Genomic DNA, 25447 nt, shown 5'->3' with positions numbered 1-25447 from the left:
GCAGGAGGATCCCTCCTCCGGGCCGGTCGCGCCCGCATACCGTGCGGCCGGCGGGCAGGACGCCCGAAGCCACGCCGGACGGGCGCGCCGGTTTGACGCATCAACCATGCCAGGGAATAAGGTTAGGCATAATCCTTGCTTACCGATGAGCAGGCACACCGACGTGGGTGCCTGCTCACCCTTGTGACCGGACGGAAAGCCGCACCAGATGACGCAGAGCCAGCAGGACGCCCCGCTGATCGTCGACGGGCCGTTGTCCGACAACGAGCGTCTCAAGCGCGAGAGCAACTTCCTGCGCGGGACGATCGAGGAGGACCTGCGCGACCAGATCACCGGGGGCTTCGGGCCGGACAACTTCCAGCTCATCCGCTTCCACGGGATGTACCAGCAGGACGACCGCGACCTGCGCTCCGAGCGCTCCCAGCAGAAGCTCGAGCCGCTCATCAACGTCATGCTCCGCGCGCGGATGCCCGGCGGCGTCATCACCCCCGAGCAGTGGCTCGTCGTCGAGGACTGGGCCGAGCAGCACACGATGTACGGCTCGGTGCGGCTCACGACCCGGCAGACGTTCCAGTACCACGGGGTGCTCAAGCCGGACATCAAGGACACCCACCAGGCGATCAACGCCGCGGGCATCGACTCCATCGCGACCGCCGGCGACGTCAACCGCAACGTGCTCTGCACCAGCAACCCGCTGGAGTCCCAGCTGCACGCCGAGGTCTACGAGTGGTCCACCCGGATCAGCGAGCACCTGCTGCCGCGGACCCGGGCCTACGTCGAGATCTTCCTCGACGGCGAGAAGGCCAAGAGCACGCAGGAGCCGATCCTGGGCAGCACCTACCTGCCCCGCAAGTTCAAGACCACGGTCTCGCTGCCGCCCAACAACGAGGTCGACGTGCACGCCAACGACCTCAACTTCGTGGGGATCGTCGAGGACGGCGAGCTCGTGGGGTGGAACGTCCTCGTCGGCGGCGGCCTGGCGATGACCCACGGCGACACCGCGACCTACCCGCGCCGGGCCGACGACTTCGGCTTCGTCCCCCTGGAGCACACCCTCGCCGTCGCCGAGCACGTCGTCACCGTGCAGCGGGACTGGGGCAACCGGGTCGACCGCAAGAACGCCAAGACGAAGTACACCCTGGACCGGGTCGGCACCGACGTCTTCAAGGCCGAGGTGGAGCGCCGCGCCGGCGTCACCTTCGAGCCCTCCCGGCCCTACGAGTTCACCTCTCGCGGCGACCGCTTCGGCTGGGTCAAGGGCCACGACGGCAACTGGCACCTCACGGTCTTCATCCTCAACGGCCGGATCAAGGACCGGCCCGAGGCGCCGATCAAGACCGGCCTGCGCAAGATCGCCGAGGTCCACCAGGGCGACTTCCGGCTCACCGCGAACCAGAACCTCGTCATCGCCGGCGTCCCCCCGCGGCAGAAGCGGGTCATCGACCGGCTCGCCCGCGAGCACGGCCTCGTCGACGACACGACGACGCCGCAGCTGCGCAACTCGATGGCGTGCGTGTCCTTCCCCACCTGCCCGCTGGCGATGGCCGAGTCCGAGCGCTTCCTGCCCGGCTTCGTCGAGCAGGTGGAGCAGCTCCTGGCGGGCCACGGCATACCCGATGACCACATCGTGCTCCGGGTGTCCGGCTGCCCCAACGGGTGCTCCCGGGCGATGCTCGCCGAGGTCGGCCTCGTCGGCAAGGGCCCGGGGAAGTACAACCTGCACCTCGGGGGCGACCGGATCGGGACCCGGGTGCCCAAGCTCTACCGCGAGAACGTCAGCCCCGAGGTCATCCTCGAGGAGCTCGACCACCTCATCGGGTTGTGGGTCTCCGGGCGCGAGGAGGGCGAGGGCTTCGGCGACTTCCTCATCCGCACCGGGGTCGTGGCCGAGGTCAAGATCTCCCGCACCGACTTCCATGCATGACCAGCCGAGAGGACGAATCATGACGGCTCTGGCCAGGAACGACGACTGCTGCACCCCGACCCCGCTCATGCCGCACGACCTGGGCGCGGCGAGCGCGTGGCTCGACGGGCGCAGCGCGCAGGAGCGCGTCGCCTGGGCGATGGAGCGTCTGCCCGGTGGGTATGCCGTCACCTCAAGCTTCGGGGTCCAGTCCGCCGTCATGCTGCACCTGGTGACGCGTGCGGTCCCGGACATCCCGGTCCTACTCTTCGACACCGGTTACCTCTTCCCGGAGACCTACCGCTTCGTGGACGAGCTGACCGAGCGGCTGGGACTCAACCTGCACGTCTACCGCCCCGAGATGTCCGCAGCGTGGCAGGAGGCGAGGTTCGGCCGGCTCTGGGAGCAGGGCGTGGACGGCATCACCGAGTACAACCGCATGAACAAGGTCGAGCCGATGCAGCGGGCCATGACGGATCTCGGGATCAGCACGTGGTTCAGCGGGCTGCGCCGCGAGCAGTCCGACGGCCGGGCCGACCGCGAGGTGGTCGAGCTGCAGAACGGCCGGGCCAAGGTGCACCCCATCGTCGACTGGAGCAGCCGCGACGTGCACCGCTACCTCACCGAGCACGACCTGCCCTACCACCCGCTCTTCCACGAGGGCTACCTGAGCATCGGCGACACGCACACGACGCGCCGGGCCACGGACGAGCTCAGCGAGGAGAGCACCCGCTTCTTCGGGCTCGTCCGGGAGTGCGGCCTGCACGTGGAGCAGGGCTGACATGACGATCACCAGCACCGACCTGTCCCAGGGCACCAGCCCGCTCTCGCCGGACCAGCACCAGAAGTTCTTCGAGCTGGCGGCCTCGCTGACGCCGATGCAGAAGGTGTGGCTCAGCGGCTACCTCGCCGGCAGCGCGGAGGCGGGAGCGCCGGCCGGCGCCGCCCCGGCGGCCGCGGCGGAGCCGGCCACCCTGACCGTGCTCTACGGCTCGCAGACCGGCAACGCCAAGCACGTCGCCGGCGAGCTGGCCTCGGCCGCTTCGGCCCGCGGCCTCACCGTCGCGCTGACCGACATGGCCGACCTCAAGCCCACCCAGCTCAAGCACGAGAAGTTCCTCACCGTCGTCGTCTCCACCCACGGCGAGGGCGACCCGCCCGAGAGCGCGGAGAAGCTTCACGCCTTCCTCGCCTCGAAGAAGGCGCCCGACCTCACCGGCACGCAGGTGAGCGTCCTCGGCCTCGGGGACTCCAGCTACGAGTTCTACTGCCAGGCCGCCGTCGACTTCGAGGACCGGCTGCGCGCGCTCGGCGCGAGCGTCGTCGCCGACCGCCTCCTGCTGGACGTCGACTACGAGGACCAGGTCCCCGGGTGGGTGGAGTCCACGCTCGACGTCTTCGAGCCCGAGCTCAACGCCGTGAGCCCCGCCGGGGGCACCGTCGTGCAGCTGCCGGGACTCTCGGCGGCCGCGCCGACGGCATACTCCAAGCGGAACCCGTTCACCGCGGAGATCTCCGAGGTGCAGAAGATCACCGGCCGGGACAGCTCCAAGGACGTCCGGCACGTGGAGATCTCGCTCGAGGGCTCCGGGCTGACCTACCGGCCCGGCGACTCGCTCGGCGTCTTCTTCCACAACGACGCCGAGGCGGTCCAGGCCATGCTGGACGCACTCGGCCTCGACGGGGGAGCGGAGGTCACCCTCGGGGAGCAGACCAAGACGCTGCGCGCCGCCCTGACCGAGGACCTGGAGCTCACCCAGTCCTACCCCGGCTTCGTCGAGAAGTACGTCGGTGCCGCGGCCGAGCCGGTCGAGGCGCTGGCCGAGCTGGTCGAGGACAAGCCGGCCCTGCGCGCCTTCCTCGAGGAGCGGCAGATCTACGACGTCGTGCACGAGCACCCCGCGCGGATCACCGGGCAGCAGCTCGTCGACTCGCTGCGCAAGATGCAGCCGCGGCTCTACTCCATCGCCTCCAGCCAGAGCGAGGTGGAGGACGAGGTGCACCTCACCGTCGGCGTCGTCGAGTGGCACGGCTTCGGCCGCGCCCACCTCGGCGGGTGCTCGGGCCACGTCCGGCGTGCCCAGGAGGGCGACGAGGTGCGGGTCTACGTCGAGCCGGGGGACCACTTCCGGCTGCCGCCCGACCCCGGCGTGCCGACGATCATGATCGGCCCCGGGACGGGCATCGCGCCCTTCCGTGCCTTCCTGCAGGAGCGCGAGGCGCAGGGGGCCGACGGTGACAACTGGCTGCTCTTCGGCAACCCGCACTTCACCCAGGACTTCCTCTACCAGGTCGAGATGCAGGCCTACTTGAAGTCGGGGCTGCTGACCCGGATGGACGTCGCCTTCAGCCGGGACCAGGCGGAGAAGGTGTATGTCCAGCACCGGATCACCCAGCACGGCGCCGAGGTCTTCGACTGGCTCGAGCGCGGGGCGCACGTCTACGTCTGCGGCGATGCCAACCGCATGGCCAAGGACGTGCACGCGGCGCTGGTCGAGGTGGTCGCCGAGCACGGGCGGATGGACGCCGAGGCGGCCGAGGACTACCTGTCCGCGCTGCGCGACGACCGGCGCTACCAGCGCGACGTCTACTGAGTCAGGCCCCGTCCTCGCCGGTCCTGGTTCCGGCCGTCGGCCGCCGGCGCTCGCGGGTCCGTGCGCACCCCTCCAACCCCAGACGCCCCACGCGTCCCTCGATGCCACGACATCCCGATCCGCCCACGCCATAGCCTGCGCGGATCGGGATATCCCGGCAGGTCGTGACTGGTGGGGAGAGGGGGCCGCCGAGAGATCGTCAGGCCGCGACCCACTGGCCGCGCTGGGTGAGCACGTCCTTGAGGACGTCGGCCCGGTCGGTCATGATCCCGTCGACACCGAGGTCGAGCAGGCGATGCATCTCGACCGGGTCGTCGATCGTCCAGACGTGCACGGACTTGCCGATCTCGTGCGCCGCTGCGAGCGCCTTGGGGGTCACCACCTCGATGCCGTGGTGCTGCGGCGGCACCTGCAGCGCGTCGACCGAGCGCAGGGCCCGCGCGGCGACCGAGGCCCGGATGAGCGGCGGGAGCTCGGCGGCGGCCCGGAACGAGGCGGTGCTGCGCTGCCCCGCCGAGGTGGCCACCGGCCGGGTCAGCCGCATGACGGCCGCGTCCCGGCGCTGGTCGGAGAAGCTGGTCACGCAGACCCGCTCGTGGGCGCGGGCGCGCTCGATGACGCGCACCAGCGGCACGATCGCACCCGGGGTCTTGATGTCGATGTTGACCCGCAGGTCGGGGAAGCTCGCCAGCAGCTCCTCGAGACGCGGGACCGGCTCCTGCCCGCCGATCCTGGCCCGGGACACCTCCCGCCAGGACAGCTCGGGGATCGCGCCGCGCCGGTCGGTGACCCGGTCCAGGGTCTCGTCGTGGAAGGCCACGACCACGCCGTCCCGCGTCGCGTGCACGTCGGTCTCGACGTAGCGGTAGCCGAGGTCGACAGCCGCCTGGAAGGCGGCCAGGGAGTTCTCCAGGCCCACGCGCTCCCGGTCGAACCCGCGGTGGGCCATCGGGATCGGGCCGGGGTGGTCCAGGTATGCCGTCCGCACCCGTCGAGCCTAGCCGCTGCGGCCCTCCCTGCGGCCCGGGAGTGCGGTCACCTTCCAGCAACCTCCATCACCCTCTAGCGCGATGGAGGTTGCAGGAAGGTGACCGCACTCCGGAGGGCTGGGGGCTCAGACGTCGCTGCGCGGCTGCTCGAAGACGGTGGTCTCCGGGTCCCGGGGCACCAGCTCACCGACGCCCTGCAGGATCTCGTCGGGCCGGAAGGGGTAGGCCGCGAGGGTGTCGGCGCTGCTGATGCCGGTCATGACGAGCACGGTGTGCAGCCCGGCCTCCATCCCGGCGACGATGTCGGTGTCCATGCGGTCGCCGATCATGCCGGTGGTCTCGCTGTGCGCGCCGATGGTGTTGAGCGCGGACCGGAACATCATGGGGTTGGGCTTGCCCACGACATACGGCTCACGGCCGGTCGCCTTGGTGACGAGCGCGCTGATCGCCCCGGTCGCCGGGAGGATCCCGTCGGCGCTCGGCCCGGTGGCGTCCGGGTTGGTGGCGATGAAGCGGGCGCCGTCGTCGACGAGGCGGACCGCGGTGGTGATGGCCTCGAAGGAGTACTGCCGGGTCTCGCCGATGACGACGAAGTCGGGGTCCTTCTCGGTCATGGTGAAGCCGGCCTCGTGCAGGGCCGTGATGATGCCGGCCTGCCCGACGACGTATGCCGAGCCGCCCGGCTTCTGCGTGGCGAGGAAGTCGGCCGTCGCCAGGGCGCTGGTCCAGATGCGCTCCTCGGGCACCGGCAGGCCGGAGTGGTGCAGCCGCGCGGCGAGGTCCCGGGCGGTGAAGATCGAGTTGTTGGTGAGGACGAGGTAGGGCGTGTGGGTCGTCTCCCAGTGGTCGATGAGGTCGCGCGCGCCGGGCAGCGCGCGGTTCTCGTGCACCAGGACGCCGTCCATGTCGGTCAGCCAGGCGTCGATGTCGTCGCGGGTCCGCATGGTCCAAGGCTAGGCCCGGCAGATGACGGCGAGGTTTCCCCGGGGGCGTGGGGCTCAGCGCAGCCGCAGCGGCCCGGAGTCCGGGGGAGGGGGTGAGGGCTCCCCGACGTCCCCGAAGGGCCGGACCCCGCGCTCGGCGCGGGCGAGCTCTGCGCTGGTCCGCCAGCGGGTGGGGAAGGTGGCGCGTGCGGCGTGCCGGGTGAGCGTCACGTCGTCCAGCGGGCGGGGGGAGGCCACGAGCACGACGTTGCCGTAGCGCTTGCCGGTGGCCACCTCGCGCAGCACGAGCTGCCCGACGTGCGGCAGCACGGTGCGCAGCGTGGCGCCCAGCCGTGCGGCCCAGCGCAGCCCGGGCAGGTCGGCGCCGTTGACGAGGACGAGCCCGTCGGGCGCCACGACCCGGGCCAGCTCGGCGGCGAAGGCCTGCCCCGCGAGGGCGCCGGGCACCCGGCCCTCGTCGTAGGCGTCCACCACGACGACGTCGGCCGACCCGTCGCGCAGCCCGGTCACACCCTCCTCGCCGCGCTGCGGTCGCACCCGGATGCGGTGGCCACGGGGCAGCGGCAGCTCCCGACGGACCAGCTCGGTGAGCGCGGCGTCCGGCTCCAGCACGATCTGGGGCGAGCCGGGGTGGGTGCGGTGCACCCAGCGGGCCAGCGTCATACCCGCGCCGCCGACGTGCGTCACCGCCAGCGGTGCCGGGTCGGGGCGCAGCGCGCCCAGCACGAGCGCCAGGTGCTCGACGTACTCGAAGACGAGCAGCTCGGGGTCGTCGAGGTCGACGTAGGACTGCGGGTGGCCGTCCCGGACGACCGTGGCGCCACCGCGCTCGTCCCGGACGATCTCCACCTCAGATGTCGCGGAAGGTCTGGATCTGCGCGCCGAGGGCGTTGAGCCGGGTCGCGAGGTCCTCGTAGCCGCGGTTGATGACGTAGACGTTGCGCAGCACCGAGGTGCCGGGCGCCGCGAGCATCGCCAGCAGGATGACGACGCCGGGGCGCAGCGCGGGCGGGCACATGATCTCGCCGGCGCGCCACCGCGTCGGCCCCTCGATCATCACCCGGTGCGGGTCCATGAGGTGCACCTTGGCACCGAGGGTGGTGAGCTCGGTGAGGTAGATCGCGCGGTTCTCGTAGACCCAGTCGTGGATGAGCGTCGACCCCTGCGCGCAGGCCGCGATGATCGCGAAGAACGGCAGGTTGTCGATGTTGAGCCCGGGGAAGGGCAGCGGGTGGATCTTGTCCAGCGGCGCCTTGAGCGGGCCGGGGGAGGTGGTGAGGTCGACCAGCCGGGTATGCCCGTTCGCGCTGGCGTACTCGTCCGACAGCTCGCACTCGAAACCCATCGTGCCGAGGACGGCCAGCTCGATCTCCATGAACTCGATCGGCACCCGGCGGATGGTGATCTCGCTGCCGGTGACGACCGCGGCCGCCAGCAGGCTCATCGCCTCGATGGGGTCCTCGGAGGGGGCGTACTCGATGTCGGTGTCGATCTCCTCGACGCCGGTCACCGTGAGGGTGGTGGTGCCCAGGCCCTCGATCCGCACGCCGAGCTGCTGCAGGAAGACGCACAGGTCCTGGACCATGTAGTTGGAGCTGGCGTTGCGGATGACCGTGGTGCCGGTGTGCCGGGCCGCGGCGAGCAGGACGTTCTCGGTGACGGTGTCGCCGCGCTCGGTGAGCACGATCGGCTTGTCGGGGGAGACGGCGTCGTCCACGGTCGCGTGGTAGCTGCCGGTGGTCGCGGTGACGTCGAGGCCGAAGTGGCGCAGCGCGATCATGTGCGGCTCGACGGTGCGGGTGCCGAGGTCGCAGCCCCCGGCATACGGGAGCTCGAAGGTGCCGAACTCGTGCATGAGCGGGCCGAGGAACATGATGATCGTGCGGGTGCGCCGTGCCGCCGCCTCGTCCATCGAGGCGAGGTCGATCTTCTCCGGCGGCACGATCTCGAGGTCGGAGGAGTCGGGGAGCCAGCGGATCTTGTAGCCGATGCTCGTCAGCACCTCGGTGATGCGGTTGACCTCCTCGATCCGCGCGAGGTTGCGCAGCGTCGTGCGGCCCTTGTTGAGCAGGGAGGCGCAGAGGAGGGCGACGGCGGCGTTCTTGGAGGTGCGCACGTCGATGCCGCCGGACAGCTTGGTGCCGCCCTCGATCCGCAGGTTCTGGGGTATGCCCGAGGAGACCTGGACGATCTCGGAGTCCAGCTTCTCGCCGATGCGGGCGATCATCTCCAGGGAGAGGTTCTGCTTGCCCTGCTCGATGCGGGCGACGGCGCTCTGGCTCGTGCTCAGCAGCTCGGCCAGCTCGGCCTGGGTGAGGTCCTTGTGGCGACGGGCATCACGGATGAGCCCGCCGATGCGGGAGAGGTAGCTCTCGGTCATCCCGCCACTGTAGATCACATATATGAGATAAGTCTGGGTGGATGGCCGGGGTGTCGGGAGGGTCCGGATGAGGACTGCTGCGCCGCTCGCGGCGTTGCGTTCCTTCCTGGACAGGCTAGCGCGTCCTAGGCTGGACGTTGTGGTGAGCCGGATCTCCGACCAGCGACCGCGGCAGCGCTCCGCGGCCGGCCAGGGTGCGCCCGAGCCGGGTGCCTTCGCGCGCGGCCTGCAGGGCATACGCGCCGCGCAGGTCCGGCCCGAGCTCGTCCTCGAGGAGGTGCCGGCCCCGACCCGGCTGGCGCCGCACGCCGTGGCGCTGTCCGGCGAGGTCGTCCCGTCCCGGGTGGAGGACGAGGACCCGATCGCCACCGGCCGCTTCGTCGTGCTGCACGACCCCGACGCGCCCGAGCCGTGGGAGGGCACGTGGCGCGCGGTGACCTACGCCAAGGCGCAGATGGAGCCGGAGGTGGGTCACGACCCGCTGGCCGGGCAGGCCGGGTGGTCGTGGCTGACGGACGCCCTCGACGAGGCGCAGCTGGGCTGGGCCGCCGCCGCGGGCACCGTCACCTGCGTCACCTCGGAGAGCTTCGGTGCGCTGGCCGACCGGGAGCCGACCGTCGAGCTGGAGATCCGCGCGTCCTGGACGCCGGTGCTCAGCGAGGGGGACGAGGCCCGCGAGCTCGCGGCGCACCTCGGTGCCTGGGGCGACCTGCTCTGCACCCTCGCCGGGCTGCCGCCCCTGCCCGACGGTGTCGTGGCGCTCTCCGGGGTCCGCCGCTGACGATGAGCGGTGTGAGCGAGGAGGACCCCAGCAGCGACTTCGACCGTCTGGAGACCCCGCCCGGTGGCGTCCCCGTCGTCGTGGACACCGAGGCGGGCCTGGAGGAGCTGCTCTCCGCGCTCCGCTCGGGCGAGGGCCCGGTCGCCGTCGACGCCGAGCGGGCCTCGGGCTACCGCTACGGCCAGAAGGCCTACCTCATCCAGCTGCGGCGCGGCGGCGCCGGGACCTGGCTCGTCGACCCGGTCCCCTTCGGTGACCTGGCCCGGGTCGACACCGCGCTCGCCGAGGCCGAGTGGGTGATCCACGCGGCGACCCAGGACATACCGTGCCTGGCCGAGGTCGGGATGCGCCCACGGGCGCTCTTCGACACCGAGCTGGGCGCGCGCCTGGCCGGGCTCCCCCGGGTCGGGCTGTCGGCGGTGCTCGAGTACTACCTCGGGGTCACGCTCGCCAAGGAGCACTCGGCGGTGGACTGGTCCACCCGGCCGCTGCCGGAGCCCTGGCTGCGGTATGCGGCGCTCGACGTCGAGCTGCTCGTCGAGCTGCGCGAGCGGATGGAGCGGGACCTGCGTGAGCAGGGCAAGCTGGAGTGGGCCGAGCAGGAGTTCGCCGCGCTGTGCGACTTCACCGGCCCTCCCGGGCCCGAGGACCCGGACGCCTGGCGGCGCACCACCGGCATCCACCGGGTGCGCAAGCCGCGCTCCCTCGCGGCGCTGCGCGAGCTGTGGGAGACCCGGGACGAGATCGCCCGGGAGCGCGACGTGCCCCCGGGGCGGGTGCTGCCGGACGGGACCCTCGTCGACCTCGCGCACCGGATGCCGACGCAGGCCTCGGGGCTGGCCTCGGGCCGCAAGGAGAGCTCGCGGACCCGGCAGCGACGGGCCGAGCAGGGGCTGCTGCGCCACCAGAGGGCTTGGCTGGCCGCGGTCAGGACCGCCGCCGAGCTGCCCGAGGAGGAGCTACCCGAGCCCGCCCGTCGCGGTGACACCCCGCCGCCGCCACGCGCCTGGGCCGAGCGGGAGCCCGCCGCCGCCGAGCGGCTCACCCGGGTGCGGGCCGGCCTGGCCGAGCTCTCCGAGCGCCTCGAGATCCCGGTCGAGAACCTCATGACCCCCGACGTCGTCAGGCGCGTCCTGTGGCGGACGCCGGACGAGCGGGACGCGCAGGCGGTCGACGCCGCGACCGCCGAGCTCGGTGCCCGCCCGTGGCAGCGCGAGCTCGTGGTCCCGATCCTCGTCGAGGCGCTCGCCGCGCACCCCTGAGCCCACCGGACGTCCGTCCTGGCGGCCGCGACCCGCACCGGACGTCCGTTCTGGTGGCCGCGACCCGCACCGGACGTCCGGAATGGTGGCCCTCAGCGAGCGGAGTGCTCGTGCACCAGCTCGACCACCCGGGTCAGCACGGTGGGATCGGTGTCCGGCAGCACGCCGTGGCCCAGGTTGAAGATGTGACCCGGTGCCTCCCGCCCCTCGTCGACGATCTCGCGCACCCGGGCGGCCAGCGGCTCCCAGGGGGCGAAGAGGAGGGCGGGGTCGAGGTTGCCCTGGACGGCATACCGCCCGCCGGCCCGCTGCGCGCCGTCGGCGAGGCTGACGCGGTAGTCGATCCCGATGACGTCGGCGCCCGCGTCGGCCATCGCCGGCAGCAGCTCGCCGGTGCCGACCCCGAAGTGGATGCGCGGCACCCCGAGGTCGCCGACGCCCTCGAGGACGGTGCGGCTGTGCGGCTCGACGTGGCGCAGGTAGTCCGCGCGCGACAGGTGCCCCGCCCAGGAGTCGAAGAGCTGCACCGCGCTCGCGCCCGCCTCGGCCTGCACCCGCAGGAACGCGCCCGAGATCTGCGCCAGCCGCGCGCACAGGTCGCTCCACAGCTGCGGGTCGCCGTGCATGAGCGCCTTGGTGCGCTCGTGGTTCTTCGACGGGCCGCCCTCGACGAGGTAGGACGCGAGGGTGAAGGGGGCGCCGGCGAACCCGATGAGCGGGGTATGCCCCAGCTCGCCGACGAGCAGCCGCACCGACTCCGCGATGTCGGGGACGTGCTCCGGGGTCAGCTCCGGCAGGCGGTCGAGGTCGGCGCGGGTGCGGATCGGCTCGGCGATGACCGGCCCCGTGCCGGCGACGATGTCGAGGTCGACGCCCACCGCCATGAGCGGCACGACGATGTCGCTGAAGAAGATCGCCGCGTCGACGCCGTGCCGCCGGACCGGCTGCAGCGTGATCTCGGTGACCAGCTCCGGCGTGCGGCAGGCGGTGAGCATGGGCACGTCCCGGCGCACCTCGCGGTACTCCGGCAGCGACCGTCCCGCCTGCCGCATGAACCACACCGGGGTGTGCGTCGTGGGGAGCTGCCGGGCGGCCCGCACCAGGGTGCTGTCGGAGGTGGCGCGGTGCGGGTCGAGCGTGGGGGTCGAGGGTGAGGTCACCCCTCGATTGTCCCACGGTCGGGGACGGCGCCGGCCTTGCGACGACGGCGCCACACCAGCACCGGGAGGAGGACGACGGAGGCGAGGACCAGGAAGGGGAGCAGCGCCCCGAGCGCCGTGAGCAGTACGGTGACCGAGGTGGTGAAGGCCGACCACCCCTGGGCCAGCCCGGCGACGAAGCCGGAGTCGGAAGCGACCTCGGCCAGGTCCGCGGACCCCTCCGCCAGGTGCAGGGTGATGGTGGATCGGGCCACGTCGTCCGAGAGCACCTGCATCCGCGCCTTGAGCGCGTCCAGCTCGGAGTCGCGGGTGGACAGCTCGCGTTCCAGGGCGGCGATCGACTCGACGTCGGGGGCCTCCTCGACGAGGTCGCGCAGCCGGGTCGCTCCGGCCTCCAGGGTGGCGATCCGGGCCTCGACGTCGCGGTACTCCGTGGTGACGTCCTCGGCGTTGCTGCTCGTCGACTGCACCTCGCCGAGCTCGCCGAGGCTGGTCACGACCGCGTCGAGTTCGGCCGAGGGCACCCGGAGCACCACCGATCCGTAGCCGTCGCGCTCCGGCGTCCCGGGTCGCACGTCCTCGGAGGAGACGTAGCCACCCACCCCGGTCGCGGTGGCGCGGGCCCGGGTGACGGCGGCACCGACGTCCTCGACGACGACCTCCAGCTCGACGCGACGCACCATGAGCGGTGCTTCACTGTCGGCGGCGACCGATCCCTCGCCGATCTGCGCGGCGGCTTCAGCGGCCTCGCTGCCGGCCTCGCCCCCACCGTCGTCGCCGGCCGCCTCTTCCCCGACCGCCTCGTCCCCGGCGGGAGCCTGATCCGCGGCGTCACCCCCTGCTGAGTCGGTGCCCCCGCTCATGCTGCAACCGCCCACGAGCAGCATCAGCAGCACCAGCACCATCGCCGTGATCGTCCTGGTCCTCATGGTCCCGCCTTCCCTCCGTCTCGCCCGCACGCTGGCCGTTGCGGCACTGCCCCTGCGACGGCATCGTCCTGGCGGGACGTTCCACCCCTCGGGTCACGATCGCGTCACGATGGCCGGGCCGGGGTCACGACGTGGTGACGTACGAGTGATGAGACGCTGGGCGGTATGACGTCCTGGCTGGTCATCGGTGGCGGCATCAGCGGTCTCGCGGCGGCGCTGGCGGTGCTCGAGCAGGACCCCGGCGCGGCGGTGACGGTGCTGGAGGGCAGCGACCGGGCCGGGGGCAAGCTGCGCGGTGCCCGGGTCGCGGGGTGCGAGGTCGACGTGGGGGCCGAGGCGGTGCTCGCGCGCCGGCCGGAGGCGGTGAACCTCGTGCGCGAGGTCGGGCTGGCCGAGAGCATCGTCCACCCCACGCGGGCTGCGGCCCAGGTGTGGAGCCGCGGCGTGGTGCACCCGCTCCCGCGCCGCACCCTCATGGGGGTGCCGGCCGACCCGGCCGCGCTCGGGGGTCTGCTCACGGCCGAGGAGGTCGCGCGGGCGCTCGACGAGCGGGCCGAGACCCTCGCGGCGGAGGACGCCAGCATCGGGGACCTCGTCAGCGACCGGCTCGGCCGTGCCGTCACCGAGCGGCTCGTGGAGCCGCTGCTCGGCGGGGTCTACGCGGGTCACGCCGACCTCATCTCGGCCCGGGCGGCCCTGCCCGCGCTGCTGCGGGCCGCGCAGGCCGGTGAGCGACTCCAGGACGCCGCCGCCCGGGCGCTGCCCGCACCTTCGGACGGCACCCAGTCGCAGGGCAGCGCCCCCGTCTTCGCGACGGTGTCGGGCGGGCTGCACCGGCTGCCGCAGGCCGCCGCCGAGCGGATCCGCGCCGCCGGGGGACAGGTGCGCACCGGCACCCTGACGCGCGAGCTGCGCCACCATACGGACGGGGGTTTCGAGGTGGTGACCGGCCCGCGGCCCGGGCCGACGGCATACCGCGCCGACCGGGTGGTGCTCGCGACCCCGGCCGCGGCGACCGCCCGGCTGCTGCGCGAGGTCGCCCCCGACGCCGCCGGTCGCCTCGCCTCGGTCGAGACGGCGTCGACCGCCGTCCTGACCTTCGCCCTCGACACCGCCGAGCTGGGGGAGCTGAGCGGCTCCGGCGTCCTCGTGCCGCCGGTCGAGGGGCGCACGATCAAGGCCGCCACCTTCAGCGCCACCAAGTGGGATTGGGTGCGTGAGCTCGGGCACGGCGCCGGGCCGGGCGGGTCCGACCTCACGCTGCTGCGCGCGTCCGTGGGCCGGCACCGGGAGGAGACCGCCCTGCAGCGGGCCGACGAGGACCTCCTCGCCACCGCCCTCGACGACCTCGGCGGCATCCTCGGGCGGCGGCTGCCGGAGCCGGTGGACGCCCACGTCCAGCGCTGGGGCGGGGCGTTGCCTCAGTATGCCGTGGGCCACGTCGACCTGGTCGCGGACGTGCGCGCGTCGGTCGCGCAGGTGCCGGGCCTCGCGGTCTGCGGCGCGACCTACGACGGGGTCGGGGTGCCGGCCTGCATCGCCTCGGCCCGCCGTGCCGTCGCGCAGCTGCACCCAGCACAATGAGGGGCATGGCCGACTACACCCACCCCACCCCCGAGCAGGCCGAGGAGATCAACGCCTCGATCCGGTATGCCGCCTACTCCGTCTTCCGCTCCGCCGCGCCACTGCCGCAGGGCAAGGCACGGGCGAGCCTCGTGGCGCAGGTCGAGCAGGTCTTCCGGGAGATGGAGCATGAGGGCCTGGTGGTCCGCGGCGTCTACGACGTGTCCGCGCTGCGCGCCGACGCCGACCTGATGATCTGGTGGCACGCCGAGCGGGTCGAGACGGTGCAGCGGGCCTACCAGCGCTTCCGCCAGACCGACCTCGGCCAGCACCTGGCTCCGGTGTGGAGCAACGTCGCGATCCACCGGCCCGCGGAGTTCAACCGGGGGCACGTGCCGGCCTTCCTCTCCGGGGCCGAGCCCAAGGCATACCTCTGCGTCTATCCGTTCGTGAGGTCCTACGACTGGTACGTCATGGACGCCGACGACCGCTCCCGGATGCTGCGCGAGCACGGGATGGCGGCGCGGGACTACAAGGACGTGCTGGCCAACACGCTCGCGAGCTTCGCGCTGGGCGACTACGAGTTCCTGCTGGCCTTCGAGGCCGACGAGCTGCACCGGATCGTCGACCTCATGCGCGAGCTGCGCAACACCGAGGCGCGGCTGCACGTCCGTGAGGAGATCCCCTTCTTCACCGGCCCGCGCGTCGGCGTGGAGCAGATCGTCGCTTCGCTCCCCTGAGGGGAGGGCCGGGGGAAGGCCTACCCGACCGGCAGCCCACCTGGGCGACCTGGGCAAGGTTGTGCACCTGATGCAGCTCTCTCGACGCCGCGTCCGGTGCACAAGTTTGCCCAGGTCCCGATGGACGACCACCCTAGGGGTATGCCCCCACTCACCATCGGCGTCCTCGGCGTCGGCGCCCTCGCCTCCGCCGTCGTCACCGGCCTGTGCGAGGGCGTGGACGACGCGCCACCGGTCGTGCTCTCGCCCCGCGGCGCGGAGGCGGGCGCCCGGCTGACGCAGGCATACCCCTCCGTCGTGGTGGCGGGCGACAACCAGGAGGTCCTCGACCGGGCCGACGTGGTGCTGGTCTGCCTGCGGCTGCGGGACGCGGACCTGCTGGCGGACCTCGACTGGCGCCCCGGGCAGACCGTCGTCAGCGCGGTCGCCGGGCTGACCGGCGCGGATCTGGCTGCCGCTGTCGCGCCCGCGTCGCAGGTCGCCCGGGCCGTCCCGATGGTCGCGACGGCGCAACGGGCCTGGGCCACGCCGCTGCGTCCGGACCTGCCGGCTGCGCGCGAGGTCTTCGAGCGCACGGGCGGGGTCGTGGCCGTCGGCAGCGACGAGCAGTTCGATGCCGTCGCCACGGCGCTCGGGACGGTCGCCCCCTTCTTCGACTACCTCGCCACCGTGGCGCGCTTCCTCGTCGACCACGGTATGCCGCAGGCTGACGCCGACCGGCTGCTCGGCCAGAGCTTCGCCCACGTCGCGGCGCCGCTGGCGCAGGACGGCCTCGACATGCAGGAGCTCCTGCGCGGCCATGCCACCCCGGGCGGAGGCAACGAGCAGCTCGCGACGCTGCTGCGCCAGGCGGGGGTGCCGGAGGCGACCCGGGCCGGCCTCGACGAGATCTTCCGCCGGCAGACCGGCGGCGCCTACGAGGCAGATAGTTCCGACGGCTGAGCCACGCATGAATTCGACCTCTCGAAACGTCGCCATGGCGACGTTTCGAGAGGTCGAATTCGGGGTGGAAGCCTCAGCGGGCCCCGAGCTCCAGGGTCAGCGGGGCGGAAGCCTCAGCCGGCCTTGGGCTCCAGCGTCATCGCGATGCTGTTGATGCAGAAGCGCTGGTCGGTGGGGGTGTCGTAGCCCTCGCCCTCGAAGACGTGCCCGAGGTGGGAGCCGCAGGACGCGCAGCGCACCTCGATGCGGCTCGCGCCGAGGGAGTCGTCGCGGAGGTACTCCACCCGGTCCTCGGCCAGCGGGGAGTAGAAGCTCGGCCAGCCGCAGTGGCTCTCGAACTTCGTCTCGCTGCGGAAGAGCTCCGCGCCGCAGGCGCGGCAGGCGTAGACGCCCTCGGTCGTGGTGTTGGTGTACTCCCCGACGAAAGGCCGCTCGGTGCCGGCCTCGCGCAGCACGTTGTACTCCGCGGGGGAGAGCTGGTCGCGCCACTCCTGCTCGCTCTTGGCGCTCTGGTATGCCGTGGCGTCGGGCTGGGTCGCGTCGGTCGCGGGGGTGCTGTGATGCCTCATGCACAGGACAACGACCGAACGCCCCTGATGCTTCCTGACCTCGCCCCTGACACGCAGGGTCGCGCTAGATTCGCGGTATGCCCGCCGACGCCCAGACGCTGACCGCCCCCGGCCCCGACGGGCAGGAGCGGCAGGTGCGCCTGTCCAGCCCGGACAAGGTGGTGTGGCCGGCCACGGACGCGGGTGCGGCGATCACCAAGGCCGACCTGGCGGCATACCTGCAGGCCGTGGCCGAGCCCATGCTGCGCGCCCTCGCGGACCGCCCGGTGACCCTGCAGCGCGTGCGGGGCGGCATCGAGGGGGAGGAGTTCTACTCCAAGAACCCGCCCAAGGGCGTGCCCGAGTGGTCCCGGACGACCGTGTGCACGTACCCCTCCGGCCGCAGCCACCCGCAGCTCGTCATCGACGAGATCGACCTCGCCACCCTGCTGTGGACCGCGCAGATGGGCACCGTGACATGGCACCCGTGGCCGGTGCGCAGCGGCGACAACGACCACCCGGACGAGCTGCGGATCGACCTGGACCCACAGCCGGGACGCGGATTCGGCGACGTCGTCGAGGCGGCGCGGGGGCTGCGCGAGGTGATGAGCGACGTCGGGCTCACGCCCTTCGTCAAGACCACGGGCAACCGCGGCGTGCACGTCTTCGCCGCGATCGAGCCGCGGCTGGAGTTCCTCGAGGTGCGGCACGCGGTCATCGGGATCGCCCGCGAGCTGGAGCGGCGGATGCCTGAGCTGGTGACGACGGCGTGGTGGAAGGAGGAGCGGGGGGAGCGGATCTTCGTCGACTTCAACCAGGCCACCCGCGACCGCACGCTCGCGGCGGCCTGGAGCACCCGGATCCTGCCCGGCGCTCCCGTGTCGGTGCCGCTGACCTGGGAGCAGTTGGGCGAGGTCGACCCGGCTGCGCTGACCCTGCACACGGTGCCGGACTTCCTGGCCGAGCACGGCGACGCGTGGGCGGGCCTGCACGAGGAGCCCGGCACGATCGACGGGGCCTACGCGCTGTGGGAGGCCGACCTGGAGCGTGGCCTGGGTGAGCTCAACTTCCCGCCCGACCACCCCAAGATGCCGGGGGAGCCGCCCCGGGTGCAGCCGAGCAAGAAGGTGGCCGAGCACTGGGACGAGCACGGCAACCGGGTCGAGAAGGGCTGACGCCGCAGGTCAGGGAGGAGTCGTGGCGAGGAAGAGCCTTCCCTGACCCTCGATCCGCAGGCTCGCCGGCCGGTCCACGAAGCAGGTCCCGCCCCGGCCGAGGGTGAGGGTGGCGTCCTCCGCGTCGTCGGCGCCCGCCGCCACGGTGAACTCCCCGCCCAGCACCAGGGCGATCGACGGGCTGCCGGTCCCCACCTCGGCGGGGCCGGTCACCTCCAGCAGCTGCCAGGGCACGTCCGCGCCGCTCGCCTGGGTGCTCGGACGGTAGGCCCGCACCCCCGCGGCGACCTCGACCGGCACCAGCCGTGGCGGTGGCCCCGGCGTGAAGTCGAGCACGCGCAACAGCTCGGGGACGTCGACGTGCTTGCCGGTCAGGCCGCCGCGCAGTACGTTGTCGCTGGGATCCATGACCTCGACCCCGAGGCCGGAGAGGTAGGCGTGCACGTTGCCCGCCGGCAGCCACAGCGCCTCCCCGGCCCGCAGCGTGACCCGGTTGAGCATGAAGGCGACCGCGATGCCGGCGTCGCCGGGATGGTGCCCGGCCAGCAGCCGCACCAGCTCCGCCTCACCTCCGGCCGGCCCGGTCAGGTCCGCCTCCCCGAGGGCGCGGACCAGCTCCTCGACGGCGGGGTCGCCGGAGAGCAGCCAGGCCACGGCGTCACGCACGCCCGTGGCGGGGTCGGCGCTGCCCGTGAGCCTCGACCGCCAGGTCTCCAGGCCCTGCGCGTCGACCTGGCCGCCCAGGGCGTCGAGCAGCGCGAGCACCTCCTCGACCGGGCGGAAGCCGCACAGCGCGTCGAAGCCGTCCTCGACCGCGACGACGACCTCCGGCTTGGCGTGCGGGTCCTTGTAGCTGCGGTCCGGGGCGTCCCGGGCGGGACCGCGCTCCTCCTCCCGGGCATACCCGGCGCGGGCCTGCTCGGTGCTCGGGTGCGCCTGGAGCGACAGCGGGGAGGCGGCCGCGAGCAGCTTCATGAGGTAGGGCAGGTCCTCCCCGTTGCTCTCCTGCCACTGCGCGAGGTCGTCCCACTGCCCAGAGCCGTCCACGACCTTGGCCGGGGCGCCGGAGTGCGCGCCGAGCCACAGCTCGGCCTCGGGCCCGTCGCCGGGCTCCTGCCCGAGCGCGGCGGAGATCCCCCCGACCCGGCCCCAGGCGTAGTCCCTCACCACCCCGGTCAGCGGCAGCACCCGCGCCCCGGTCACGAGGCGGCCCCGCTCTGCTCCTCGAGCCGGCGGATGAGGTCCTCCGACATGCCACCGTCCTTCGTCGTGCGGTCCTGGGGTCGGTCGTGCGGTCCCGACCGGTCCTCCCGGTCTGGCCCGCCAGTATGCCTTCCCCCTCCGACAGACGTCGGTGCTGCGGACGCCTGTCGGTGGGATCAGGCAGACTGACGCCGTGGACCTGCCCGTGATGCCCCCGGTCAAGCCGATGCTGGCCAAGCCGGCCGCCACGCTGCCCGCGGGATGGAGCTACGACCCGAAGTGGGACGGCTTCCGCTCGATCGTCTTCCGGGACGGCGACGAGGTCGAGCTGGGCTCGCGCAACGAGAAACCGATGACCCGCTACTTCCCCGAGCTCGTGGTGGCGGCCCTCGCCGAGCTGCCGGAGCGGTGCGTCGTGGACGGCGAGATCGTCCTCGCCTCGCCGGACGGCTCCCGCCTGGACTTCGAGGCGCTCGGGCAGCGCATCCACCCGGCCGCCTCGCGGGTGCGCATGCTCAGCGAGAGCACCCCGGCCGCCTTCGTCGCCTTCGACCTGCTCGCCCTGGGTGACGACGACCTCACCGGTATGCCCTTCCGCGAGCGCCGCGCGCGCCTGGAGTCGATCCTGCCGGCCGTCTCGGAGGGCTCGGTGCACCTGTCGCCGCTCACCGACGACGCGGAGGAAGCGATGCGGTGGTTCACCGACTTCGAGGGCGCCGGCCTGGACGGCATCATCGGCAAGGACCCGGAGGCCACCTACCAGCCCAACAAGCGCGTCCTCACCAAGCTCAAGCACACCCGCACCGCCGACACCGTGGTCGCCGGCTACCGCACGCACAAGTCGGGCGACGACGCGATCGGCTCGCTGCTGCTGGGGATCTACACCGACGAGGGTCGGCTGGCGCACGTGGGCGTCTCGTCCTCGTTCACCATGGCCCGGCGCCGGGAGCTCTTCACCGAGCTGCAGCCGCTCGTGACCGACTTCGAGGGTCACCCGTGGGACTGGGCCGCCCAGCTCCAGGCGGACACGCCGCGCAAGAGCGAGGGCTCGCGCTGGGCGGCGGGCAAGGACCTGTCCTTCACCCCGCTGCGGCCCGAGCGGGTGGTCGAGGTCAAGTACGACTACCTCGAGGGTGACCGGTTCCGGCATACCGCGCAGTTCCTGCGGTGGCGGGAGGACCGTGAGCCGCGCAGCTGCACCTACGACCAGCTGGACCAGCCGGTCGACTACCCGCTGGCGCAGGTGCTGGGCGCGCCCGTGGTGGGGGAGTGAGGGGGCCTGACGTGACGCGGATGACGAGCACCGCGAGCCGCGCGGCGGCGGTGGGGACGGCCGTCGCCGGGGGAGCGGCCCTGGGCGGGGCGGTGTCGATGGGCACCGCGACCTATTTCGCCCACCGCATCATCACCCCGGAGCACGAGAAGAAGGACGACGTCACCGTCGTGTCGGTGGACGCTGATGCGGGCACGGTGACCCTGCGGGCCGACCCGCAGACGACCTCGGCCGGGCGCTACGGGCTGTGGCTGGACCACGGGCGCGGGCACGCCCGGCTCGGCGAGGTGGTCGGGCCGGCCCGCACCGAGCCGGAGGAGCACGGCCGGGGGCAGCGGCGGCATACCGTCGTGACCCGCCGGCTGCTGGGGGTCGACGCCGGCGAGATGGTGCCCGGCCCCGCGCGGTGGAACAAGTACTTCTACTGCGGCGACCCCGGCAGCTCGCTCGGGCTGGAGCACGAGGACGTGCTGGTCGCCTCCGACATCGGCGACCTGCCGGCGTGGCGGGTGCCCGGTGACCCGGCGGGCGCCCACGGCGAGGACTGGGCGATCCTCGTGCACGGGCGCAGCGCCCAGCGCGGCGAGACGTTGCGTGCCGTTCCGGTCCTGCACCGGCTGGGCTACACCTGCCTGATCCCGATGTACCGCAACGACATCGGGGCACCGCCGTCGTCCGACGGCCGCTACAGCCTCGGGCTCTCGGAGTGGCGCGACATCGACGCCGCGATGCGGTATGCCCTCGCCCACGGCGCCCGCCGCCTCGTGCTCCTCGGGTGGTCGATGGGCGGCGCGATCGTGCTGCAGGCGCTCAACCGCTCGGACGTCGCGCACCGGGTGCAGCGGGTCGTGCTCAACGGCCCGGTCATCGACTGGGGCTCGGTGCTCGCGCACCAGGCGGACCTGCACTTCATCCCCCGCCCGATCGAGCAGCTCGCGCGCAGCTTGCTGCGCAGCAAGGCCTCCCGCCACCTGCTGCGCGTCGCGGAGCCTGTCGACGTGGCCGCGACCAACTGGGTGGACCGGGCCGACGAGGTCAGCCACCGGATCTTCATCATCCACTCGATGACCGACGAGACGGTCCCCTACGGGCCCTCGCAGGACCTGGCCCGGCGCCGCCCGGGGCTCGTCCAGACCTTCGTCTGGCCGCAGGCCCGGCACTGCCAGGAGTGGAACACCAACCCCTCGCTCTGGGAGGACCTCGTCGCCTCCTTCGTGCGCTGACGACGGGAGCAGCGATGACCGCCCTCGAGCTCGCCCGCGGGCCGCTCACCGAGGGCGAGCTGGACGACTGGTATGCCGTGCCGGACGACGCGGATCCCGGTGCCCGCTGGGTGCGCGGCAGCTTCATCGCCACGCTGGACGGCAGGGTCACCGGACCGGACGGTCTCAGCGGCGGGCTCAACGAGGGCTCGGCGGGGGACCACGCCGCCTTCGGGACGCAGCGTCGCTGGGCGCAGGCGGTGGTGGTGGGGGCCGGCACCGCGCGCAGCGAGGGCTACGGGCCGCTCGAGGGGTGCCTGCTCGTCGTCGTCACCCGCTCGGGGAAGGTGCCGGAGTCCTTGCGCGACCACCCCGACGTCCTCGTGGTCGGCGGCGACGGCGACGAGGTGACCCCGGCGCGGGTGCTGGAGGCGGTCGGGGAGCGGGGCCTGCACCGGGTGGTGGTCGACGGCGGCCCGGCGCTCTTCGGGGCCTGGGTCGCGGCGGGGGCCGTCGACGAGCTCTGCCTCACCGTCCGGCCGGTGATCGCCGGCGGGGAGGGTCCCTCGCTGCTCCCGGCCGACGTGAGGCTGCCCGAGCTCCTGGGCCGGGCCACGCACCTGCTGGAGTGGGAGGGCGATCTGCTGCTGCGGCTGCGGTTGGGGGCGTGACAGACTGCGGCGATGGCGAAGAAGTCGAAGAAGTCCGCAGGCAAGAAGGACAAGGACAAGAAGAAGCAGAAGGACAAGGCGAGGAAGGGTTCGTCGTCGTCGACCTCGTCCTTCACCGAGGCGCTCCAGGTCACCGACGGCTTCGTCCTCGCCGACGTCGACCCGCGCTCCACGCCCCACTTCTCCGGTGACAAGCAGGCCGGCAAGGACGCGCTGGCCGCCGCCGACGACGAGCTGGACGCGCTGCAGGAGAAGCTCTACGCCGAGTCCAGGGCGGGCGGGCGCAAGCGGGTGCTTCTCGTGGTCCAGGGGATGGACACCTCCGGCAAGGGCGGCATCATGCGGCACGTCGTCGGGGCCGTCGACCCCCAGGGCCTGGAGCTGACCGCCTTCAAGGTGCCGACCGCGGAGGAGAAGAAGCACCCGTTCCTCTGGCGCATCCGCAAGGCCCTCCCCGGGCCGGGGATGATCGGCGTCTTCGACCGCTCGCACTACGAGGACGTCCTCGTCGTCCGGGTGCACGATCTCGTGCCGCCGGGGCAGTGGAAGCGGCGCTACGCCACGATCAACTCCTTCGAGGAGAAGCTCGCCGCCGACGGCGTGACCGTCATCAAGGTCATGCTGCACATCTCGCCGCAGGAACAGAAGGAGCGCCTCGCCGAGCGGCTCGACCGCCCGGACAAGCACTGGAAGTTCAACCCCGGCGACCTCGACGAGCGGGCCCACTGGGAGGACTACCAGGAGGCATACCAGGTGCTGCTGGAGCGGTGCAGCACCGGGCACGCACCGTGGTTCGTCGTGCCCGCCGACCGCAAGTGGTATGCCCGGCTCGCCGTCCAGCAGCTGCTCCTGGAGCACCTGCGCGGGCTCGACCTCGCCTGGCCGGAGGCCGACTTCGACGTCGCCGAGCAGCAGGAGCGCCTGGCCGACCTCTGAGCCCGGGGAATCAGTCCCCGGAGAGCCCGGGCTGCGGCGTGGCCTGCAGGACCACCACGGCCCGGGCCGGCATCTGGTGGGTGCCGCCGGTCTCCCAGGGCACCTCGTCGTCCAGGTCGTCGCCGCTGGTGTCGACGACGACCTGCCAGGTCGGGGTGTTCATCCCGTCCGGCACGGTGAAGTCGACCGCCTCGTGGTGGCCGTTGAAGAGCAGCAGGAAGTGGTCGTCGGTGACCGGGCGGCCGGTCTCGTCCCGCTCGCTGATGGCCTCGCCGTTGAGGAAGACCATGACCGCCTGCTCGCGGCTGTGCCAGCGCTCCTCGGTCATGACCTCGCCGCCGGGGGCGTACCACTGGATGTCACCGAGCTCGCTCTGACCACCGTGCCCGGCGTCCCCGGCGAAGAAGCGACGACGCCGGAAGGCGGGGTGCTCGCGACGCAGCTCGATGAGCCGTGAGGTGAACTCCAGCAGCTCGGCCTGGTCCGGGTCCAGGTCCCAGTCCATCCAGGCGAGCTCGTTGTCCTGGGCGTAGACGTTGTTGTTGCCGTCCTGGGTGCGCCCCATCTCGTCGCCGTGCGCGAGCATCGGGACCCCCTGGCTGAGCATGAGCGTGGCCAGGAAGTTCTTCTGCTGCCGCAGCCGCAGCGCCCGGACCTGCGGGTCGTCGGTCGGCCCCTCGACGCCGCAGTTCCACGAGCGGTTGTGGTCCTCGCCGTCGTTGCCGCCCTCGCCGTTGGCCTCGTTGTGCTTCTCGTTGTAGGTCACGAGGTCGGCGAGGGTGAAGCCGTCGTGCGCGACGACGAAGTTGATCGAGGCATACGGGCGGCGGCCGCTCTGCTCGTAGAGGTCGCTGGAGCCGGTGATGCGGGAGGCGAACTCGCCCATCGTCGCCGGGGCGCCGCGCCAGTAGTCGCGGACGACGTCGCGGTACTTGCCGTTCCACTCGGTCCACAACGGCGGGAAGTTGCCGACCTGGTAGCCCCCGTCGCCGAGGTCCCACGGCTCGGCGATGAGCTTGACCTGCGAGATCACCGGGTCCTGCTGGACGATGTCGAAGAAGGCCGAGAGCTTGTCGACCTCGTGGAACTGCCGGGCCAGAGTGGCGGCGAGGTCGAAGCGGAAGCCGTCGACGTGCATCTCGGTGACCCAGTAGCGCAGGCTGTCCATGATGAGCTGCAGCACGTGCGGGCTGCGCATGAGCAGGCTGTTGCCGGTGCCCGTCGTGTCGTAGTAGTGCGCCTTGTCGAAGTCGACGAGCCGGTAGTAGCTGGCGTTGTCGATGCCGCGGAAGGACAGCGTCGGGCCGAGGTGGTTGCCCTCCGCCGTGTGGTTGTAGACCACGTCGAGGATGACCTCGATGCCCGCCTCGTGCAGCGTCTTGACCATCGACTTGAACTCGGTCACCTGCTGGCCGCGGTGGCCGTAGGCGGAGTAGCCGTTGTGCGGGGCGAGGAAGCCGATGGTGTTGTAGCCCCAGTAGTTCGACAGCCCCTGGTCCTGCAGGTGGGGGTCGTCGACGAACTGGTGCACCGGCAGCAGCTCCACCGCGGTCACCCCGAGCTTGACGAGGTGGTCGACCACGGCCGGGTGCGCGACGCCGGCATACGTGCCGCGGATCTCCGGCGGCACCTCGGGGTGGTTCATCGTCAGGCCCTTGATGTGCGCCTCGTAGATGACGCTGTCGTGGTAGGCGTGCTGGGGCGGCCGGTCGTGGCCCCAGTCGAAGAAGGGGTTGATGACGACCGAGGTCATGGTGTGCAGCGCCGAGTCGTCGGTGTTGTAGGAGCTGGGGTCGCCGAAGTCGTAGGCGAACAGACCCTGGTGGCCGCGGATCTGGCCGGCGACCGCCTTCGCGTAAGGGTCCATGAGCAGCTTGTGCGGGTTGAACCGGTGGCCCTCGGACGGCTCGTAGGGCCCGTGCACCCGGAAGCCGTAGCGCTGACCCGGCTGGCAGTTGGGGACGTAGCCGTGCCAGACGTGGGCGTCGACCTCGGTGAGCGGCACCGTCGTCTCGATCGCGCGGTCGTTGATGAGGCAGAGGTCCACGCCGGTCGCGTGCTCGGAGAAGAGGGCGAAGTTCGTGCCTCGGCCGTCGAAGGTCGCGCCGAGGGGATAGGCCGATCCGGGCCAGAGTTCCATGGGGGGTGCGGGCCTTTCTGTCAGGGGTTCACGGAAGGCTGACCGCGGTGTCACCAACATCTCAGTGTATGCCGTGCCCTCGCCGCCGCAGGGTTCGGCACCTCCCGGCACG

Annotated in this window: 22 protein-coding genes; 13 read left to right on the top strand and 9 right to left on the bottom strand. The window is 72.4% G+C overall.

Annotation, left to right across the window (positions count from 1 at the left end; all coding sequences use genetic code 11):
• The first annotated feature begins 208 nt into the window (after positions 1-208).
• The 3 genes from cysI to SGUI_RS02685 are packed head-to-tail and all read left to right on the top strand — an operon-like array spanning position 209 to position 4497.
• Complete coding sequence (cysI, locus tag SGUI_RS02695; RefSeq protein WP_066635902.1) at positions 209-1924, top strand: assimilatory sulfite reductase (NADPH) hemoprotein subunit; 1716 nt, start codon at positions 209-211, stop codon at positions 1922-1924.
• A 19-nt stretch (positions 1925-1943) separates the two neighbouring features.
• Positions 1944-2684 carry a phosphoadenylyl-sulfate reductase gene (locus tag SGUI_RS02690; RefSeq protein WP_066635900.1) on the top strand — a complete coding sequence of 247 codons (741 nt, stop codon included), beginning with the start codon at positions 1944-1946 and terminating at the stop codon, positions 2682-2684.
• Between the two features lies 1 nt (position 2685).
• The gene (locus SGUI_RS02685; protein ID WP_066635897.1) at positions 2686-4497 is read left to right on the top strand and encodes an assimilatory sulfite reductase (NADPH) flavoprotein subunit; all 1812 of its coding nucleotides are present in this window, start codon (positions 2686-2688) and stop codon (positions 4495-4497) included.
• A gap of 199 nt (positions 4498-4696) precedes the next feature.
• On the opposite strand, the gene SGUI_RS02680 is transcribed toward SGUI_RS02685, so the two are convergent.
• From SGUI_RS02680 to SGUI_RS02665, 4 genes are all read right to left on the bottom strand, one after another.
• Positions 4697-5485 (bottom strand): glycerophosphodiester phosphodiesterase family protein, encoded by a 789-nt coding sequence (locus SGUI_RS02680; protein WP_083190445.1) that lies wholly within the window; start codon positions 5483-5485, stop codon positions 4697-4699.
• 126 nt (positions 5486-5611) lie between these two features.
• The gene (locus SGUI_RS02675; protein ID WP_066635894.1) at positions 5612-6430 is read right to left on the bottom strand and encodes an HAD-IIA family hydrolase; all 819 of its coding nucleotides are present in this window, start codon (positions 6428-6430) and stop codon (positions 5612-5614) included.
• A gap of 54 nt (positions 6431-6484) precedes the next feature.
• Positions 6485-7279 carry a spermidine synthase gene (locus SGUI_RS02670; protein WP_066635892.1) on the bottom strand — a complete coding sequence of 265 codons (795 nt, stop codon included), beginning with the start codon at positions 7277-7279 and terminating at the stop codon, positions 6485-6487.
• A 1-nt stretch (position 7280) separates the two neighbouring features.
• Positions 7281-8810: a helix-turn-helix domain-containing protein gene (locus tag SGUI_RS02665; protein WP_066635890.1), complete on the bottom strand. Its 1530-nt coding sequence runs from the start codon at positions 8808-8810 to the stop codon at positions 7281-7283.
• A 139-nt stretch (positions 8811-8949) separates the two neighbouring features.
• Between SGUI_RS02665 and SGUI_RS02660 the strand changes: the two genes are divergently transcribed.
• Both SGUI_RS02660 and SGUI_RS02655 read left to right on the top strand, forming a co-directional pair.
• Positions 8950-9591, top strand: coding sequence for a DUF3000 domain-containing protein (locus SGUI_RS02660; RefSeq protein ID WP_066635887.1), 642 nt, complete (start codon positions 8950-8952; stop codon positions 9589-9591).
• Positions 9592-9593: 2 nt separating this feature from the next.
• Positions 9594-10853 (top strand): ribonuclease D, encoded by a 1260-nt coding sequence (locus SGUI_RS02655; RefSeq protein WP_066635885.1) that lies wholly within the window; start codon positions 9594-9596, stop codon positions 10851-10853.
• 92 nt (positions 10854-10945) lie between these two features.
• Here SGUI_RS02655 and hemE read toward each other — a convergent pair whose 3' ends face one another.
• Positions 10946-12013: a uroporphyrinogen decarboxylase gene (gene hemE / locus SGUI_RS02650; protein ID WP_066635883.1), complete on the bottom strand. Its 1068-nt coding sequence runs from the start codon at positions 12011-12013 to the stop codon at positions 10946-10948.
• A complete protein-coding gene (locus SGUI_RS02645) occupies positions 12010-12942 on the bottom strand; it encodes a DUF4349 domain-containing protein (protein WP_083190444.1) in 933 nt (310 codons plus the stop codon). Before SGUI_RS02645 ends, hemE begins: the two co-directional genes overlap by 4 nt.
• Before the next feature lie 165 nt (positions 12943-13107).
• On the opposite strand from SGUI_RS02645, the gene hemG reads away from it, so the two are divergent.
• The 3 genes from hemG (at position 13108) to SGUI_RS02630 (ending at position 16187) form a co-directional block, all read left to right on the top strand.
• Entirely contained in the window at positions 13108-14526 is a 1419-nt protein-coding gene (gene hemG, locus SGUI_RS02640) for a protoporphyrinogen oxidase (RefSeq protein WP_066635868.1), read from the top strand.
• A gap of 5 nt (positions 14527-14531) precedes the next feature.
• The gene (hemQ, locus tag SGUI_RS02635) at positions 14532-15245 is read left to right on the top strand and encodes a hydrogen peroxide-dependent heme synthase (protein ID WP_066635866.1); all 714 of its coding nucleotides are present in this window, start codon (positions 14532-14534) and stop codon (positions 15243-15245) included.
• 141 nt (positions 15246-15386) lie between these two features.
• The gene (locus SGUI_RS02630) at positions 15387-16187 is read left to right on the top strand and encodes an NAD(P)-binding domain-containing protein (RefSeq protein ID WP_191090935.1); all 801 of its coding nucleotides are present in this window, start codon (positions 15387-15389) and stop codon (positions 16185-16187) included.
• Positions 16188-16300: 113 nt separating this feature from the next.
• Here SGUI_RS02630 and msrB read toward each other — a convergent pair whose 3' ends face one another.
• Positions 16301-16756 (bottom strand): peptide-methionine (R)-S-oxide reductase MsrB, encoded by a 456-nt coding sequence (gene msrB, locus SGUI_RS02625; protein ID WP_066635861.1) that lies wholly within the window; start codon positions 16754-16756, stop codon positions 16301-16303.
• A 77-nt stretch (positions 16757-16833) separates the two neighbouring features.
• On the opposite strand from msrB, the gene ligD reads away from it, so the two are divergent.
• Positions 16834-17910, top strand: coding sequence for a non-homologous end-joining DNA ligase (ligD, locus tag SGUI_RS02620; protein ID WP_066635859.1), 1077 nt, complete (start codon positions 16834-16836; stop codon positions 17908-17910).
• 9 nt (positions 17911-17919) lie between these two features.
• Here the strand turns inward: ligD and manA are convergent, their stop codons facing one another.
• Positions 17920-19113, bottom strand: a complete 1194-nt coding sequence (manA, locus tag SGUI_RS02615; RefSeq protein WP_237141433.1) for a mannose-6-phosphate isomerase, class I — start codon at positions 19111-19113, stop codon at positions 17920-17922.
• A 193-nt stretch (positions 19114-19306) separates the two neighbouring features.
• Between manA and SGUI_RS02610 the strand changes: the two genes are divergently transcribed.
• The 4 genes from SGUI_RS02610 to SGUI_RS02595 are packed head-to-tail and all read left to right on the top strand — an operon-like array spanning position 19307 to position 23195.
• On the top strand, positions 19307-20386 hold the full coding sequence (locus SGUI_RS02610) for an ATP-dependent DNA ligase (protein WP_066635857.1): 1080 nt from the start codon (positions 19307-19309) through the stop codon (positions 20384-20386).
• 20 nt (positions 20387-20406) lie between these two features.
• On the top strand, positions 20407-21609 hold the full coding sequence (locus tag SGUI_RS02605) for an alpha/beta hydrolase (RefSeq protein ID WP_066635855.1): 1203 nt from the start codon (positions 20407-20409) through the stop codon (positions 21607-21609).
• A 14-nt stretch (positions 21610-21623) separates the two neighbouring features.
• Positions 21624-22259, top strand: coding sequence for a dihydrofolate reductase family protein (locus tag SGUI_RS02600; protein WP_066635844.1), 636 nt, complete (start codon positions 21624-21626; stop codon positions 22257-22259).
• A gap of 12 nt (positions 22260-22271) precedes the next feature.
• The gene (locus SGUI_RS02595; RefSeq protein WP_066635841.1) at positions 22272-23195 is read left to right on the top strand and encodes a polyphosphate kinase 2 family protein; all 924 of its coding nucleotides are present in this window, start codon (positions 22272-22274) and stop codon (positions 23193-23195) included.
• Between the two features lie 10 nt (positions 23196-23205).
• Here SGUI_RS02595 and glgX read toward each other — a convergent pair whose 3' ends face one another.
• Entirely contained in the window at positions 23206-25335 is a 2130-nt protein-coding gene (gene glgX, locus SGUI_RS02590; RefSeq protein ID WP_066635838.1) for a glycogen debranching protein GlgX, read from the bottom strand.
• Positions 25336-25447 lie beyond the last annotated feature (112 nt).

The organism is Serinicoccus hydrothermalis (assembly GCF_001685415.1).
In the GTDB taxonomy this organism is placed as follows: Bacteria; Actinomycetota; Actinomycetes; order Actinomycetales; family Dermatophilaceae; genus Ornithinicoccus; species Ornithinicoccus hydrothermalis.
This window is presented reverse-complemented; position numbering and strand designations above follow the sequence as displayed.

Bases quoted from the DNA above. Each gene is read 5' to 3' on its own strand.
- cysI (WP_066635902.1), top strand. From the start codon at position 209: ATGACGCAGAGCCAGCAGGACGCCCCGCTGATCGTCGACGGGCCGTTG.
- SGUI_RS02690 (WP_066635900.1), top strand. From the start codon at position 1,944: ATGACGGCTCTGGCCAGGAACGACGACTGCTGCACCCCGACCCCGCTC.
- SGUI_RS02685 (WP_066635897.1), top strand. From the start codon at position 2,686: ATGACGATCACCAGCACCGACCTGTCCCAGGGCACCAGCCCGCTCTCG.
- SGUI_RS02675 (WP_066635894.1), bottom strand. From the start codon at position 6,430: ATGCGGACCCGCGACGACATCGACGCCTGGCTGACCGACATGGACGGC.
- SGUI_RS02665 (WP_066635890.1), bottom strand. From the start codon at position 8,810: ATGACCGAGAGCTACCTCTCCCGCATCGGCGGGCTCATCCGTGATGCC.
- SGUI_RS02655 (WP_066635885.1), top strand. From the start codon at position 9,594: ATGAGCGGTGTGAGCGAGGAGGACCCCAGCAGCGACTTCGACCGTCTG.
- SGUI_RS02645 (WP_083190444.1), bottom strand. From the start codon at position 12,942: ATGAGGACCAGGACGATCACGGCGATGGTGCTGGTGCTGCTGATGCTG.
- hemG (WP_066635868.1), top strand. From the start codon at position 13,108: ATGACGTCCTGGCTGGTCATCGGTGGCGGCATCAGCGGTCTCGCGGCG.
- hemQ (WP_066635866.1), top strand. From the start codon at position 14,532: ATGGCCGACTACACCCACCCCACCCCCGAGCAGGCCGAGGAGATCAAC.
- SGUI_RS02630 (WP_191090935.1), top strand. From the start codon at position 15,387: ATGCCCCCACTCACCATCGGCGTCCTCGGCGTCGGCGCCCTCGCCTCC.
- msrB (WP_066635861.1), bottom strand. From the start codon at position 16,756: ATGAGGCATCACAGCACCCCCGCGACCGACGCGACCCAGCCCGACGCC.
- ligD (WP_066635859.1), top strand. From the start codon at position 16,834: ATGCCCGCCGACGCCCAGACGCTGACCGCCCCCGGCCCCGACGGGCAG.
- SGUI_RS02605 (WP_066635855.1), top strand. From the start codon at position 20,407: ATGACGAGCACCGCGAGCCGCGCGGCGGCGGTGGGGACGGCCGTCGCC.
- SGUI_RS02600 (WP_066635844.1), top strand. From the start codon at position 21,624: ATGACCGCCCTCGAGCTCGCCCGCGGGCCGCTCACCGAGGGCGAGCTG.
- SGUI_RS02595 (WP_066635841.1), top strand. From the start codon at position 22,272: ATGGCGAAGAAGTCGAAGAAGTCCGCAGGCAAGAAGGACAAGGACAAG.
- glgX (WP_066635838.1), bottom strand. From the start codon at position 25,335: ATGGAACTCTGGCCCGGATCGGCCTATCCCCTCGGCGCGACCTTCGAC.